General features: G+C 49.5%; 15 protein-coding genes. 3 read left to right on the top strand and 12 right to left on the bottom strand.

The features are described from left to right. Positions 1 to 55: 55 nt before the first annotated feature. The 6 genes from DFR44_RS02235 to metX form a co-directional block, all read right to left on the bottom strand. On the bottom strand, positions 56 to 871 hold the full coding sequence (locus tag DFR44_RS02235; protein WP_133619095.1) for a ChbG/HpnK family deacetylase: 816 nt from the start codon (positions 869 to 871) through the stop codon (positions 56 to 58). Continuing rightward, positions 861 to 1,256 carry a GtrA family protein gene (locus tag DFR44_RS02240; RefSeq protein WP_133619096.1) on the bottom strand — a complete coding sequence of 132 codons (396 nt, stop codon included), beginning with the start codon at positions 1,254 to 1,256 and terminating at the stop codon, positions 861 to 863. Before DFR44_RS02240 ends, DFR44_RS02235 begins: the two co-directional genes overlap by 11 nt. Next, positions 1,234 to 2,223, bottom strand: a complete 990-nt coding sequence (locus DFR44_RS02245; protein WP_133619097.1) for a glycosyltransferase family 2 protein — start codon at positions 2,221 to 2,223, stop codon at positions 1,234 to 1,236. The genes DFR44_RS02240 and DFR44_RS02245 overlap by 23 nt, the downstream gene beginning before the upstream one ends. Before the next feature lie 17 nt (positions 2,224 to 2,240). Continuing rightward, positions 2,241 to 3,848, bottom strand: a complete 1,608-nt coding sequence (locus tag DFR44_RS02250) for a glycosyltransferase family 39 protein (protein ID WP_133619098.1) — start codon at positions 3,846 to 3,848, stop codon at positions 2,241 to 2,243. A gap of 164 nt (positions 3,849 to 4,012) precedes the next feature. Next, a complete protein-coding gene (metW, locus tag DFR44_RS02255) occupies positions 4,013 to 4,663 on the bottom strand; it encodes a methionine biosynthesis protein MetW (RefSeq protein WP_133619099.1) in 651 nt (216 codons plus the stop codon). After that, positions 4,660 to 5,805 (bottom strand): homoserine O-succinyltransferase MetX, encoded by a 1,146-nt coding sequence (metX, locus tag DFR44_RS02260; RefSeq protein ID WP_133619100.1) that lies wholly within the window; start codon positions 5,803 to 5,805, stop codon positions 4,660 to 4,662. The genes metW and metX overlap by 4 nt, the downstream gene beginning before the upstream one ends. Before the next feature lie 347 nt (positions 5,806 to 6,152). Here metX and DFR44_RS02265 point away from each other — a divergent pair, with 347 nt between their 5' ends. The 3 genes from DFR44_RS02265 to DFR44_RS02275 all read left to right on the top strand — a co-directional run bounded on the left by DFR44_RS02265 (position 6,153) and on the right by DFR44_RS02275 (position 8,671). Further along, a complete protein-coding gene (locus DFR44_RS02265) occupies positions 6,153 to 6,860 on the top strand; it encodes a response regulator transcription factor (RefSeq protein WP_133619101.1) in 708 nt (235 codons plus the stop codon). Next, complete coding sequence (locus tag DFR44_RS02270; protein ID WP_162845122.1) at positions 6,844 to 8,265, top strand: ATP-binding protein; 1,422 nt, start codon at positions 6,844 to 6,846, stop codon at positions 8,263 to 8,265. The genes DFR44_RS02265 and DFR44_RS02270 overlap by 17 nt, the downstream gene beginning before the upstream one ends. Positions 8,266 to 8,431: 166 nt before the next feature. After that, positions 8,432 to 8,671, top strand: coding sequence for a ZIP family metal transporter (locus DFR44_RS02275; protein ID WP_211336883.1), 240 nt, complete (start codon positions 8,432 to 8,434; stop codon positions 8,669 to 8,671). A gap of 77 nt (positions 8,672 to 8,748) precedes the next feature. On the opposite strand, the gene DFR44_RS02280 is transcribed toward DFR44_RS02275, so the two are convergent. From DFR44_RS02280 to DFR44_RS02305, 6 genes are all read right to left on the bottom strand, one after another. Further along, positions 8,749 to 9,504: an enoyl-CoA hydratase gene (locus DFR44_RS02280; RefSeq protein WP_133619103.1), complete on the bottom strand. Its 756-nt coding sequence runs from the start codon at positions 9,502 to 9,504 to the stop codon at positions 8,749 to 8,751. A 30-nt stretch (positions 9,505 to 9,534) separates the two neighbouring features. Beyond that, positions 9,535 to 9,918: an MAPEG family protein gene (locus tag DFR44_RS02285; RefSeq protein WP_133619104.1), complete on the bottom strand. Its 384-nt coding sequence runs from the start codon at positions 9,916 to 9,918 to the stop codon at positions 9,535 to 9,537. Positions 9,919 to 9,976: 58 nt separating this feature from the next. Further along, entirely contained in the window at positions 9,977 to 11,173 is a 1,197-nt protein-coding gene (locus DFR44_RS02290; RefSeq protein ID WP_133619105.1) for an acetyl-CoA C-acyltransferase, read from the bottom strand. Positions 11,174 to 11,287: 114 nt separating this feature from the next. Further along, complete coding sequence (locus DFR44_RS02295) at positions 11,288 to 13,681, bottom strand: 3-hydroxyacyl-CoA dehydrogenase/enoyl-CoA hydratase family protein (RefSeq protein WP_133619106.1); 2,394 nt, start codon at positions 13,679 to 13,681, stop codon at positions 11,288 to 11,290. 121 nt (positions 13,682 to 13,802) lie between these two features. Then, positions 13,803 to 14,225, bottom strand: coding sequence for a DUF2147 domain-containing protein (locus tag DFR44_RS02300; RefSeq protein ID WP_133619107.1), 423 nt, complete (start codon positions 14,223 to 14,225; stop codon positions 13,803 to 13,805). Positions 14,226 to 14,285: 60 nt separating this feature from the next. Continuing rightward, positions 14,286 to 16,067, bottom strand: coding sequence for an acyl-CoA dehydrogenase C-terminal domain-containing protein (locus DFR44_RS02305; protein ID WP_133619108.1), 1,782 nt, complete (start codon positions 16,065 to 16,067; stop codon positions 14,286 to 14,288). Positions 16,068 to 16,071: the final 4 nt, after the last annotated feature.

The following is a 16,071-nucleotide window of genomic DNA, read 5'->3' on the forward strand; positions in this document are numbered from 1 at the left end:
TGTGGTGGCCGCAGCAACTGCGGTCAGACTGGTGCCATTGCTTTAATTGCTGGTTTTATTGCGCAAGTAAAAGCTGATTTTTGAGCGGTTGGAGCACGACAGCGTTGGCGTTAAGAAGTTCTACGAAACGCGAAGACGCAAAGAACTTGTATTCAACCACACGCTGTTTGCTGATGGAGTCGCTTTCATCCTCGCCTTGGCTTGGATGGCACATGATGAGTGTTTGGTTGTCGGCGCGCTTGAGCCACAACTCAAAAATTCGGTCATATTCTAAAATATCAAACCCGTATACGCCTAAAAAACCATGGTTGGTGGGGATGCCTGCTGTGGTCAGCCGTCGTTGTAATGAACGACCGCCAAGGTGCTTTAAAACCAGCTCTTTGAAGTTGAAGTTCGCGGTGCTGGGGACGGTATTGCGCACCCAAACCTTGTGGTTGTTGTAACGCGATTTAAGCACTTTCAATAATGTTTTCTGAATTTGAGGGAATTGATGGGCGTGTTGATGACCGTCAATAAAGTCGGGCTGTGCGTTTAACCCGTGCTCAAAAGCATCCAACTGGGCGTGAATGCGCTTCTCTATGGTCGTTTGGTCAAGCTGGCCTAAATAATTTTTGATAATCAATGTGTTAAGCGGCATCGCCGCTTCAAGCGGGAATGGCTCAGTCCAGTTCAAATGCACCCCTTTTTCAAAATTACCCTGTTGTTGTCGCAGCAAAGGCGCGGAGTCCGTGAGCCAGCGTGGGGAGCGGGTCATGCAACTGACAGTGCTGAGGCGACCTTTTTGCAACAACGAGACGATGCCGAGGTCAATGTTTTCGCTTAAGCCATAGTCGTCGGCACACAATGCCAAGTGAATGTGTTTAGTTGCCATGATGTCGAAAGACCCAAGTTGAGCTGATGATATACACAAAGCAGGCGGAGCCTGCGATGGCCAGTAGCAATGCCAACGGGTACGGCAGATTGATATACAGAGCCATGTATAAAAAAACGGTGTTGATACCGAAGCCCGTCAGTGAGGTTAAAAAATAACGGGGCAACGCATGTTGACGTGGTGTGTTTTTGTCTGCAAACGTCCACAAGGACTGCCCTAAATAACTCACACTGAACGCCACAAGAAAGCCTATCACATTGGCTGCGTATTCGTTTTGAGCCAACACATACACGCACAGCATCGCAGTGGCATAGTGAGTCAGTGCCGCTGCGCCGCCAACCAATGCAAATTGCATCAAGCGTTTAATGGGTAGATGGGTCTTCATTTGCTTGTGATGGGGTGTTGGTCAGCATGGGGCTGGCTTGGTTTTTGTCAATCAGGTACAGCGGTCGTTTTTTGACTTCTTCATAAATTTGACCGACATATTCACCCAGCACGCCAATCAAAATCAGTTGCACGCCTGAAAAAAACATCATGCCAACCGTTAAGGTTGCCCAGCCAGGCACTTCATTACCAAACACAAGGGTTTGCCATGCAATATATAAAGCGTAGATAAACGCAGCTAAAGAAATGACGATGCCTGCTACGCCGCTCACCCGCAAAGGCAGGGATGAAAATGAGGTGATGCCTGTCACCGCCAAGCCAAAAAGTCGTTTGGCATTGAAACTCGATTCGCCACCTGCGCGGGGTGCGGGTCGGAACGGCAGCGCGGCTGATTTGTAGCCGACCCAAGCATACAAACCTTTCATAAAGCGATTGCGCTCAGGTAGCTGTTGCAAGGCCTCCACTACTTTTCGATCCATGAGCCGAAAATCGCCTGCATTGCGTGGAATTGAGAATTTACTGTTTTTCGCATCGAGCAGTTTGTACAGCACATTGCTGCCCCAACGTTTCAGTGTGGATTCGTCAGAGCGGTCGTTGATGACGCCATACGCCATATCAAAACCAGAACGCCACAGCGCAAACATCTCGGGCACCAGCTCCAGCGGGTGTTGAAAATCAGCGTCAATCAGCAGTGTGACGTCACCATCCGCAAATGCAATGCCTGCGGACAAAGCCGCTTCCTTGCCAAAATTACGCGACAAAGACAAATAGCGAATCGGATAGTGATGTAACAATTTTTGCACAATCGCTTCGGTGTTGTCGGTGCTGCCATCATTGACAACGATGATTTCAACATGAGGGCTTTCAGCGCTCAATGTTTGCGTCAACGCGGCAATGAACGCTTCGATGTGTGACGACTCGTTGTGTGCGGGAACGATACAGCTAATTTTAAAAGGCGTATTGGGCATGGCGGCTTTACTATTCGTTATTGAGCGTGGTAATAGTATACCGTTGCGGTTAATGTCGCAACACTTGTGCCGAACCATGCGGGCGCAGGCACATTGAATGTTTTTTTGTCAATATTGCTTTGATGGGCTTGCAACCAAGTTTCGGTATTGCTTTTACATGCCAGATAATCCGCAGGCGCGGCATACTTAGCTGGCAACAAAACACAGACGATCAGCCCATTCATGTGCTGCCAATCTTTCAGAGGGTTCAGCAAAGCATCTTTAGAATCGGGCGTTGTTGGTAAAGCCCTTGGATGGTTGGCATTTTTCGCATCCATAAAATAAGCCAGCGATGCCGCTTCTTGCCACATGCCGCTCACCCAGCCAATGTGCTGTGTGTTGGGGTCTTGCGCAATGGCGTTGGCGAGGGTTTCTCGAGGAATGCTGATTTGACCATACGGGGTGTTGACCAACACGCCTCGCCCCGCGCCAACCAACGCAACCAATGTCCAAATACACAGCATCACGCGCCACAATTGAGCTAATGTGATGCTGTCCATCGGGCGTTGCCTTTTGGCAATGGCTAAAATAGGCAGTGCGTACCAAATAGGAATGGCCCAGTGCGCCGTCAGTTCAACAAAACCCGTGATGGCAAAGGCAATCGAAATCAACATGGGCAACAACGCAAACGCTAGACACAAGAGACCATCGGACGCTCGTGGGAATGTTGTTTTAAAAAACATCGACACAGACTTGGTTATATTGGCTATAGACTGCTTAGAGTTGTGCTCAGAATCAGGTCGTAACAAGCAAATAAAAGCCGCCAGCCATAACAACACCGCATAATAGTAATAACTTGCCGCAAAGCTAATCAGGTGCTTAATCGACACATGCCCATCACCCTGCTCTTCGGCGTATTTAAACGTGATGTAATCGTGTGCTTTAACCCATTGAAGATGAGGCATTAAGAAAATCAAAAAAAGCACAAGCGACACGTAAGGCTTACTGCTTCGATACCAACGGCGTCCAACGGGATGAAGGAGCGAGGCTATAAAAAAACCAAACAACAATACCCCCGTGTAATACTTGCCGAGCATGCCCAGCGCAGCAAACAGAGCCAAAGCCACCGTGCTCAAAATACCTCGCCAGCCCTTTTCAAGCCAACTTTTCAATAAAAATACCGTGGCCCAAACCCAAAAAGGCAGCAACACAGCATTCGCATTGTACTTTGAGGCCAACGTGCTCAAAGGAAACAGCAGGCTGCCGAAAGCAACCGCAGTCCACTGTATATCTGCGACCGTTTCATTGCTGCGCAAAGGCGAGTTGGATAATGAGGCATTCAGAGCGAATATTTTGGCAAGTGCCGCAATGCCCCATAAGGTCAATCCGACATTGAGCCAAGCGAGTAAGTAATAACTCCATACCGTTGTTGGCATCCACATAAACCATGCGTGCACAATCCAAGCCACCAAAGGCGGGTGTTTGAAAGTCCCCCAATCCATGCTTTGTGCCCACGCATAGTTTTCAACCATGTCGCCGTAATTGTCCAAGCCTCGATTGAATAAGGATGTGACCAGCCACCACAACAAAACGTGGATTAAAATTAAGTACGGCCAAGTTGGTCGGCGAGGAACTAGGTTGTTCATTATTTGAGTTGTGTTCGCTACAAGTTGAGATGAAATGCGCTTTATTGCTCGCTATTTGAGCAACCCGTTATTAAAGCATATTTCGACAGTCAGCCAAAGGCTATGGTAAAAATAAGCCATTCATAATGGCTTGACCCTTGGTTCATTTGCTTCGCTGAAGGGGGTTATTTTTGAATGTCTTTGTATAGTTTAAACACGGCCAAGCTGCCACGCGCATTGGGTGCAAACCGAATCACTTTGTCATCGCGCAGCACCACTTGCTCAAGCACTTGAGTGCCCACATCATGGGCAAGTTGGATAAAGTCGGGAATGGTTAAAACCCGAACATTTGGCGTGTTATACCACTGGTAAGGCAGCGTTTTTGAAACGGGCATGCGTCCTTTGAGTACGGATAAGCGGTGCGGCCAATAACCAAAGTTGGGAATGGAAACAATCGCGGTTTTGCCAACGCGAACAATTTCGCGCAGCATTTCTTCGGTCTTGTGTACGGCCTGCAAAGTTAACGACAAAATGGCGACATCAAAGCTGTTGTCCTCAAACCACGTTAATCCTTGTTCTAAATCTTGTTGCAGCACATTCAAACCTTTGCTGATGCACGCCTGTACATTGCTGTCCTTAAGTTCGACACCGTACCCCGTGATGTCTCGCTCCGTGCGCAGCTTGTGTAACAAGCTGCCATCGCCGCAGCCCAAGTCAAGCACATGCGCACCTTGAGGCACCCACGCGCTGATGACGTTAAAATCAGGCCGCTCAACGCCTGCAATCAGGTCCGCCAAATTGAGTTCTTTTTCGATAGCCGTTGTGTGCACACTCATGCCGCCCCTCCCTCGCTCAAGCTAATATTATTGAAATAAGCGCGCACCGCCTTGTGATAACGTGCGTCATCGAGTAAAAAAGCATCGTGTCCGTGAGGCGCGTTGATTTCTGCGTAAGTGACTTTACGCTTGTTTTTAACTAAAGCCTGAACCAATTCGTGGCTGGTTTCAGGTGAAAAACGCCAATCGGTGGTAAATGAGGCAATGAAATATTGCGCCCTTGTCGCAGCCAATGCGCCGCTTAAACTGCCACCAAACTCACGAGCAGCATCAAAATAATCCAAGGCTTTGGTGATTAATAAATACGTGTTGGCATCGAAATAATCAGCGAATTTATCGCCTTGATAGCGCAGATACGATTCTATTTCAAACTCCACATCGTAATTGAAACGATAGTCATCGCTAGTGCGCAATTCACGCCCAAATTTTTCGGCCATTGCATCGTTTGATAAATAAGTGATGTGTCCAATCATGCGAGCCACGCGCAAACCACGACGAGGCACAACACCATGCGCGTAAAAATGCCCACTATGAAAATCAGGGTCAGTCAAAATGGCCTGACGCGCGACATCATTAAAAGCGATATTCTGTGCCGAAAGTTTTGTGGTGGAGGCGATGATGACGCAATGACGCAAGGCAGTTGGATAATGTATGCTCCACGCCAAGGCTTGCATGCCACCTAAGCTACCGCCCATAACGGCCGCCCATTGTTCGATGCCCAGTTTTTCCATCAAGCGTTTTTGCGCATCCACCCAGTCTTCGACGGTCACCACTGGAAAATCAGAGCCATAGGGCTTGCCTGTGGCGGGGTTGGTGTGCATGGGGCCTGTTGAACCAAAACAAGAGCCGATATTGTTCACGCCCACCACAAAAAAACGATTGGTGTCCACAGGCTTACCTGGGCCGACCATATTATCCCACCAACCTATCTCACCCGCCTCGTTGACGCCTGCCACATGATGTGACGCGTTAAGGGCATGGCAAATCAATACCGCATTGTCGCGTGCCGCATTCAGTGTGCCGTATGTTTCATAAACCAAATGGTAATCGCGTAAACTGGCTCCGCTTGCCAGAGGCAATGGCGCATCAAACGACATGGTGTTCGCTTTGGTTTGCAAGGTGGATGATGGTTGTGTTGACATAAAAAGTATCCAAACAAAAACCCAAGGGTTCGTTCAACGATTCGCTAAACGCCCCCTTGGGTGAATCATTTAGCCGTTTTGGGTTTAATACTGATTAACCCGCGCCCGCAAGCAGATGACAAATCGGCGCATGGCGGTAATGTAACACAGCCCTGTTTTTTAAGCAACGCCAAGCCGCCGTCAAGCCTGACGCTGGATGCGGTGTTTGTTAGATTGTTTTCATTCGGTTGTTAAAGCTTAAATTAAAACTTAAATTTAAGCCAATCACTTGCTTTAATATTCAGTTAAATGGATAGGTATACAATCGCTGTATATTGGGCGAAGGCTGGTTTTGAAAAGGAAAACACATGCGTTTATTGTTGGTCGAAGACGATGCGCTGCTTGGTGAAGGTTTGGTCGATGGCTTGACCGAGGCAGGTTTTTTAGTCGATTGGTTGCGTGATGGCCAGTCAGCGATAACGGCCTTGCAAACGCAACAAACATTCGATGTTATGGTACTGGACATTGGCCTGCCCGTGAAAGATGGCTTGCAAGTCTTGCAGTGGATGCGGGCTCAAAAAATGCTGCTGCCTGTTTTGCTATTGACAGCGAGAGATGCAATTGAAGACCGTGTACTGGGTTTGAACGCGGGCGCGGACGATTATTTGATTAAGCCCTTTGCTTTAACTGAGTTAGTGGCGCGTTTGCTCGTGTTGTTGCGCCGTCAAGCCCAGCAGCCAACCAACGTATTGATGTGGCGTGATTTTGAGCTGGACATCGCACATCAAAGCGTATCGCAACAAGGCAAAGGCTTGGCTTTGTCGGCGATTGAATTTCGCCTCATGCACATTCTGGTCGCCAATCGACCGCACCACATCTCGCGCACGCAGCTCGAAGAAAAACTATATGGCTGGCAGGTGGACATTGAAAGCAACGCTTTAGACGTGCATTTATCCCATTTGCGCAAAAAACTGGGCGCAGATGCCATTGTCAATACGCGCAACCTTGGTTGGCGCATGGGCGATGAGCAGGGTGAGTCCACTCAATCGGAGACATCTCATGATCCGCTGGTTTAAGTCTTTTCAGTTGTCATTGATTTGGCGCATGACGGTTTTGTTGCTGTGTTCCACAGTGATTGTTTGGGGCTTGTTTTCGGCGGTCTTGACTTGGGAAGCCAAACGAATGACGCGTTGGGCATTGGTGCAGCAACATATCCAATTTGCCGACATGCTGTGGGACAACCTTGATGATGACGACGACGATAATCAAGGCCGTCAAGCAACGCGCGATACAAATCATGAGCCACGTGAACACCGACAAAAAACACCAGCAACAGACATGTTGTGGGAAAAACTGGATGGTCGGTTGAGCGAGTCCAATAATCGAGGTCATGCACTCGGAATGGGGACGGGGTTGGAGTTCGCCATTTATGATTTACAAACGGGGGCTTTGCTCAATGCCAGCAGCACCCCTGCACTGCCCCGTCAGTATGATTTCTCAAAAAAACCTCATATTGTCCAGTTCAATGAGCGTAACTGGCTGGTTTCTGCACGCCAAAGTGACGAGTTGGAATTGGTTGTCGCCTCCCCCAATGACGGTGCGACCGAGTTGGCGATGATTCTGGCCCAGCGCATGGCGGCGGTGGCATTGTTGGGATTGTTGCTACTGATTCCTGTTTTGTACTGGGCTTTGCGCCGTGGACTAAAGCCCATTCATGCGTTCACGGATGATGTGGCGACTCGGGCGGTGGACAATCTGGCTCCAATGACGATGAGCGTTCCCAAAGAATTAAAGCCTTTACAGGAGCGGCTGAATTTATTATTCCTGCAAGTGGAACAAACCCTCGCTCGCGAGCAGCGATTTACAGCGGATGCGGCACACGAGCTGCGGACGCCTTTGGCTGCAACACGATTACAGCTTGAGCTCGCCGCAACTAGCCAGCGCCTTGATATTCGTGAAAAGGCCTTGAATAAAGCCACGCAGGCGGTTGATCGCGCCACTCATGTGGTCAGTCAATTGTTGCTCTTGGCGCGATTGGAGCATGGTTCTGAGATTGAACATCAACCGATTGATTTTGAGCGATTGGTCAAAGATGCGTTGGTCGAGGCGGGGTTTCCAGATGATGCACATCATATTCAGGTGGACGCGCGTCCGACCGTGCTCGGACAACCGCTGTTGTGGGCATTGGTCTTGCGCAACCTCATCGACAATACCCAACGTTATGCGGGTGAGGGTGCGCAGATATTTGTGCACATCACTCAACGGGCCTTGGTCATCAGCGATACAGGTTGCGGCCTCGATGCGGCACAAAAAAGCCGTTTAGGTGAGCGTTTTTATCGCCCCGCTGGGCAAACGGCGACGGGTGCTGGTTTGGGGTGGTCAATCATCATGCGAATCGCGCAGTTGCACCAAACCGAGATTGAAACATTTGATGTGCAACCTCATGGTTTCGGGGTGAAGTTCAGCTTTCCTGTTGTGTAAAGTCGCTTGTTAAAATCGTTTATTTAAAATGTTTAATATGCCTAAGGTTTATTATTGACCCGTTTACCCAAGCTGTTGCCTTCGTTTGGTATCTGCTTGGTGTTTAATAGATGCCTTTGTGATGTGTTTAATAAATAAAAGAATAAAGGGCTGGCGTGTTGCGTTGATGACAAGTTTACTCGGTGGCCTTGTGTTGCTCAGTGCGTTCGCGGGCTACCTTTTGTTGGCCCATGCCTCTGTATCGACCATCAGCGCAATTTTGGCATTTGGCGTTGCGGCTTTATTGTACTTGGTGACGGATGAGTTGTTGGTTGAGGCGCATGAGGTTGAAGAAAAACCTGTTTCAACTTTGTGCTTATTTGCTGGGTTTTTAGTGTTTTGGGCCATTCAATTAATGAACAGTTGAGTTGAGGCGGTTGATATTTTCAATTAAAAAAGCCATGAACGAATGTCATGGCTTTTTTATTGTCCGATGCGCTGCTGCTAAAAGTTAGGCTTGCGCTTCTCTAAAAAAGCAGTCATGGCTTCGCGGGCGTCATTTCCTTTTAACAACTGAGCGAAAGATGAAATTTCAGCGTCTAGGCACTGATGTAAAGCATTGGCATTGGCGGTTTTAAGTAAACGCTTGGTTTCACGCATGGCGCTGGGGCTTTTTTCTGCCAACCGATGGGCTTGGTGCACGGCATAACGCAAGGTTTCATGATGCGGCAGTATGTGTGTCACCATTTGCATATCGAAAGCGTCTTTAGTACTAAAAAACTCACCGAACATGAGCTTTTCGGCCGCACGCAAATAACCCGCCCGTTGAGGCAGCAACAAACTCGAGCCACCTTCTGGGCATAAAGCCAGATTGATGAAAGGCAGTTGAAACTTGCTGTCTTCTGCGGCCACAACAAAATCGGCATGCAATAACATGGTGGCACCAATCCCAACCGCCACACCGTTGACGCACATGACCAAAGGTTTTTGCAAGTCACGCAAGGTGTATAAAAATTGAATCACGGGACTGTTCGCGTCATTGATGGGGTTTTCGAGAAAGTCGCTCAAGTCGTTGCCCGCGCAGAACATTTCAGGTAACCCGTATAGCAAAATGACGCGCACATTATCATCGGCATCGTATTCGCGCAAAATCGTCACCATGGCATCATACATGCGGGCGGTGAGCGCATTTTTGCGCTCAGCACGGCTGATTTGAATGTGTCCGACATGAGCGTCGTCAATGTGAGAAAGGATGCTCATTTTATGTCCTCATGAGTTTGAAGGTGGGGGTTACGACAACGCAGACGCGATGTATAATCCAAGAATACACACCATGCCTACTGTCCAGACCAACGAACGTTGTGTCGCCAAGTCCTTGGCGTAGCACCATAAATATACGATGCGCGCAACAATGAACACACCAGCAAGCAGATTCAAAGTACTTGCTTGAACATGAAGCATCGTCGCCAACAATACGGCGGGCGCAAACATGATTAAAGCTTCCCAGCTGTTCGCTTGGGCGGCCACCATCCGTTTGTGCATAGAACCTTCGGGCAACTGCTCCAAATAAGCGCGTGGGTTGTGGTTGTCAAAGCCTGGTTGCGATTTGGCGATTGCCACTGCAACGATGGGTAGGATAGTCGCTAATAACAGCATCCAATGAGCAAAAAGCATGATGATTCCAATCTAAATTAAAAAGCCCATTGACATGGGCAAAGTGAGGTTGAGAAAATTACAAACGCTCAATGATACCAGCTGCGCCCATCCCTGTCCCAACACACATCGTCACCATGCCATAACGGCCGCCCGTGCGCTTTAATCCGTGCAAAACGGTTGCCGCGCGAATCGCTCCTGTTGCACCGAGTGGGTGACCCAAGGCAATGGCTCCGCCGAGGGGATTTATTTTTGATGCATCCATGTTGAGGTCTTGAATCACTGCCAAGGCTTGCGCGGCGAAGGCTTCATTCAATTCAATCCAGTCCATGTCTGACATGCTCAATCCCGCCAGTTTCAAGGCGGCGGGAATGGCCTCCTTAGGGCCAATACCCATGATTTCAGGCGGAACCCCACGCACTGCGAATGAAACAAAACGACCCAATGGGGTTAAATTGTGTTCTTTAAGCATACGTTCGGATACAACCATTAACGCGCCCGCCCCATCCGACATTTGTGATGAATTGCCAGCAGTCACGCTGCCTTTGGCGGCAAACACGGGTTTGAGTTTGCCCAAAGTTTCAACCGTCGTGCCCGCTCGTGGCCCTTCGTCTTGTGACACGGTGAAGGTGTTGGCTTTGAGTGTTTGGTTCTCTAAGTCGACGCCCATGTCCGATACATCATACGGCGTGATTTCGGCGTTGAAGTGCCCTGCCGCCTGCGCCGCTAAGGCGCGACGATGTGATTCTTCAGCAAAAGCATCTTGCGCTTCGCGGCTGATGTTCCATTGCTTCGCCACATTTTCAGCGGTTAATCCCATGCCGTAAGCAATGCCGATATTTTCGTCTTTTGTGAAAATAGCGGGGTTCATGTCGGTCAAAATCGCATTCATCGGTACCATGCTCATGCTTTCTGCACCTGCGGCAATCATCACGTCCGCTTGCCCTGTACGAATGCGGTCGGCAGCCATGGCCAAGGCCGTGATGCCTGAAGCGCAGTAGCGATTGACCGTCACGCCGCCAATCGTGTTGGGTAGGCCCGCGAACAGTACGCCCATGCGAGCCATATTTAAACCTTGAGGCCCTTGTGGGATGGCGCAACCGACGATGGCATCTTCAATGAGTTTAGGATCTAGGTTTGGTACTTGATTGACGACGCTGCGCAAAGCGTGCGCGAGTAAATCATCTGGGCGGGTGTTCTTAAATACACCACGAGGTGCTTTGCCCACGGGTGTCCGTGTGGCCGCAACGATATAGGCATCTTGTAATTGAGTCATGAAAAACCCCTTTGTCTTTTCAATGGCGTCATGCGTGAAGTCATGACGATGGTTGTTTTGGCTGTCAAGCTGTGCTGGGTGTGTGTACACCCAGCACAGTAAATTCTGACGTGATTAGTTGCGAACAGGCTTGCCCGTTGAAAGCATGCCCATGATGCGCTCTTGGGTTTTTGGTTGTCCCAAGGCTTCAATGAAGTTTTGACGCTCCAATTTGAGCAGCCACGCCTCATCCACATTCGTGCCCGCTTCTACTCCACCCGCTGTCAATATATTGGCGACACGAGTGGCCAACTCACCATCGTAAGCACTGATAAAGCCGCCATCACGCATATTGGCGATAATGGATTGCAATGTCGCTTGCACAGAAGGGCCCGCAGCAGTGATGTTTGCCGTCGCTAATGGTGGGCGATAACCCGCATTTGCCAGTGCTTTGGCCTGAGCTTTAGCAACGTATAACAACTCATGTACATTAAATACAACGGTGTCAGATGTGGCAACGTATCCCATTTTTTGCGCTTCGAGAGCTGATTTAGAGACTTTCGCCATGGCGACGTTTTGGAACCAAGGTTTGATGAATTCCGTCAAGTTGGTAAAGCCATACGCGCCTGCAGCTTGTGCGGCGCGCAAGGCCGCTTCTTTTAACCCGCCGCCTGCGGGTACAAGACCGACCCCAAGCTCGACCAAGCCGATGTAGGTTTCAAGATGCACCACTCGATGCGCACAATGCAACGGTAATTCGCAACCGCCACCTAAAGCTAAACCTGCCATGGCAGCCACCACAGGGACTTGTGCGTATTTAAGACGCATTGCGGTGTCTTGGAATGCCTTAACAAAAGGCTCAACGGCCGCTGCCCCGCCCTTCATGAATAATGGCATTGCGGCTTGTAAGTCTGCGCCCGCCGAGAATGGACCGCCCGTGAGCGAAGCGGTTTGCCAAATGACCAAGCTGTTGTATTCTTTTTCAGCCAATTCAACGGCTTTTTGCAATCCTGCGAGCACTTCAGGGCCGATGGTGTTCATTTTCGATTTAAATGAAGCGATTAACACGCCATCGTTTTGGTGCCATAGGCGAATCGATTGGTCTTCGTGAACCGTCGTGCCTGCTGTTTTGGGGTCGGCGGTGTTCTCGCCAAATAAAGCGGCTGGAAACGCTTGACGCGCATAAACAGGTAAGTCTGAGCGAGGTACAACAGTCTTTTTCGCAGGTGAATACGAACCCGCTGCCGAATGAACGCCATCCACTTCGCCAACCCAAGCGGGCAATGGAGCATTTGACAAAGCTTTGCCTGCGGCGATGTCTTCTGCAACCCATTCTGCGATTTGCTTCCAGCCAGCAGACTGCCATGTTTCAAACGGCCCTTCATTCCAACCAAAGCCCCAACGGATAGCAAAGTCGACATCACGCGCATTGTCAGCAATGCTGTCTAAGTGAATCGCGATGTAATGAAACACGTCGCGGAAAATTGCCCATAAAAATTGAGCTTGCGGATGGTCGGTTTCGCGTAAAAGTTTAAAGCGTTCGGCGGCAGGACGTTTCAAAATACGCGCGACCAGTTCGTCCGCTTTAGTGCCGCCAGTGACGTACTCACCTTTGGCGGCATCCAATACTTTGATGTCTTTGCCTTCTTTTTTGTAAAAACCCGCGCCTGATTTTTGACCCAGCGCACCCTTGTCAACCAATGCTTTGAGTACGGGAGGAACGGGGTAACAGCTGGCAAATGGGTCATCGGCCAGATTGTCTTCCATGGTCTTAATCACGTGCGCCATGGTGTCCAAACCGACCACGTCGGCGGTGCGGAAAGTGGCAGACTTCGCTCGTCCCAACTTGGTACCCGTCAAGTCGTCAACGACATCAAAGGGTAGACCATATTTTTGCGCTTCGGCCATGACGGCTAAAATCGAGAATACGCCAACGCGATTGGCGATGAAATTAGGCGTGTCTTTGGCGCGCACCACGCCTTTACCTAGGGTGGTCGTGGCGAAGGTTTCGAGTTTGTTTAACGTGTCTGCATCGGTGGTGGCCGTTGGAATCAACTCGACCAAGTGCATGTAGCGCGGCGGGTTGAAAAAATGCACACCGCAGAAACGTTTTTTGAGTTCGGCTGAAAAACCATTGGATAATTCATTAATGGATAAACCAGAAGTGTTGCTGGCAAAAATCGCATGTGGCGCGAGATGGGGCGCAACTTTAGCGTATAAATCATGCTTCCAGTCCATGCGTTCAGCAATGGCCTCAATGACGAGGTCGCATTCTGCAATTTTGCTCAGGTCAGTTTCATAGTTTGCGGCTTCAATATACGCGGCGTCGGCACTGTTGCCAAATGGCGCAGGGGACAGTTTTTTCATGCCCGCCAAAGCTTTGTCAACGATGCTGTTTTTGGCGCCTGTTTGGGCTGCTAAGTCAAACAGTATGACGGGGACTTTAGCGTTGGTCAGGTGCGCAGCAATTTGCGCGCCCATCACGCCTGCGCCAAGTACGGCGACTTTTCTAATAACCAAATTACTCACTTTTCACATCCTTCATTCACTGTTATGTTCAGCCGTGCGTTCTGCCGACAGATGAACACCATTCACGAAAAAACGAAACGGGCGGGTTTCAGCCCGACCCGTCCGTCATTGGATACTGCTGTTATTTCACGCGTTGCCATTTTTGAGTGCGACCCAAGGCACTCACGCCAATATATCCGCGTACATCCAAGCTGTTGCCATTGTCGACCATGCTTGCATTATAGGTTTTGCCGTTTTTTGGGTCCTGAATGCGTCCGCCGCCGTACTTATTGTCCCCCTCGGATTTCAGTCCCCACAAAATGGTTTGACCAATGAGATTCTTGCCATGAAATTCGCCTTCACAAATGTCACAGACGCTCGGGCCATTCAAGATTTCGGCGATACGACCAACATACTTCCCGCCTTCGTTGCTGATGCGAACAAGTGATTTGGCTTGACCTGTTTTGTCGTCAATAGTGCGCCATGTGCCTGTTGGATCGGCGAATGCGGCTGTAGAAAGGGTTAAAGCCGCTGCGATGAGGCTTAATTTTTGCCATGTTTTCATTGTTGTCTCCTAGGTTGAACAAACGATGTGTTGCAATAAATATTATATGTGTATGATTTTTTAGAACCACGCGTCTTGCATTTCAGCTAACGATGCGTTGCCTGCTCGTGCTTGGCGGATATAACCAGCCGTTTCAGGTAACAATTTGGCAAAGTAGAACCGTGCCGTTGCCAATTTGGCTTTGTAAAAATCATCTTGGTCTTGTTTATTCAAGGCGATTTTTGCCATGCGCGCCCAGAAATATGAAAACACCATGTGCCCAACCACGCGTTGATAAGGCACGGAAGCTGCGCCGACCTCATCTTGATTCGTCATGGCTTTCATGCCGATTTCCATGGTTAATTTCTCGACCTTAACCGCGATGTCTCCCAACGGATTAACAAACTCTTGCATTTTTGGGTCTACGCCATTGTCCTCAACAAACTGGCGGACAATCTCTCCAAATTTTTTCAGTTTGGCCCCCATGTCAGACAAAATTTTACGCCCCAGTAAGTCTAAGGCTTGAACGCCATTGGTGCCTTCATAGATTTGCGTGATGCGGGCATCACGGACATATTGCTCCATGCCCCACTCGGCGATAAAACCGTGCCCACCATAAACTTGTACGCCGTGGTTGGTACATTCAAACGCGTTGTCGGTAATAAATGCTTTAACAATAGGCGTTAATAATGCCACCAAGTCAGCCGCATCTTGGCGAACCGACTCATCGGGGTGGGACAACTCTTTGTCTATTTCAAGCGCAATCCAGTAGGTAAAGGCGCGTGCGCCTTCGGCATAAGCACGTTGCGTGAGCAACATGCGTCGCACATCAGGGTGAACAAGAATGGGGTCTGCTTCTTTTTCGGGGGCTTTAGCACCAGACAAAGAGCGCATTTGTAAACGTTCTTTGGCGTAATTGCGAGCATTTTGATACGAAATTTCGGTCAAGCCCAAGCCTTGCATGCCAACACCTAAACGAGCCGCATTCATCATGACGAACATGGCTTGCAGTCCTTTATTCGGTTCGCCAACCAACCAACCCAAAGCTCCATCTAAGTTGATGACGCAGGTCGAGTTGCTGTGGATGCCCATTTTATGCTCAAGAGAGCCGCAGGAAACGGGGTTGCGCTCGCCAATCGCTCCTTCGCTGGTTGGGATAAATTTTGGTACGACAAACAGTGAAATGCCCTTGGTGCCAGAAGGTGCGCCAGGTAAGCGAGCCAGTACGAGGTGGATGATGTTCTCAGCCATGTCATGCTCGCCGCTCGAAATGAAAATTTTTGTGCCTGTGATGGCGTAGCTGCCGTTCGCTTGTGGTTCGGCCTTGGTGCGCAAAAGCCCTAAATCGGTACCGCAATGAGGCTCGGTCAAGCACATCGTGCCTGTCCATTCGCCTGATGCCAGTTTAGGTAAGTATGTGTTTTTTAACTCTTCTGTGCCATGTGCATGCAAGGCGTCGTAAGCGCCGTGTGATAAGCCTGGGTACATGGTCCAAGCGATGCTGGCAGAGTTGAGCATTTCGTACAAAGCGTTGTTTAAGCTGATGGGCAAGCCTTGCCCGCCATAAGCGGGGTCGCATGATAACGAGGGCCACCCTGCTTCAACATATTGCTTGTACGCTTCTTTAAAGCCTTTTGGGGTTGTGACCACGCCATCATGCCAGTGGCAGCCTTCTTGGTCGCCTGATTGGTTCAGTGGGAACACCACTTCAGAGGCAAATTTACCTGCTTCTTCAATCACGGCATTGATGGTGTCTGCATCAATGTCTGCGTATGCAGGCAAGGTTTTGAGTGTGGATTCAACATCCAACATTTCGTGCATAATAAACTGCATGTCGCGCAGTGGCGGTACATATGAACCCATTTTT

The sequence above is a fragment of the Hydromonas duriensis genome (genome assembly GCF_004363775.1).
GTDB lineage: Bacteria > Pseudomonadota > Gammaproteobacteria > Burkholderiales > Burkholderiaceae > Hydromonas > Hydromonas duriensis.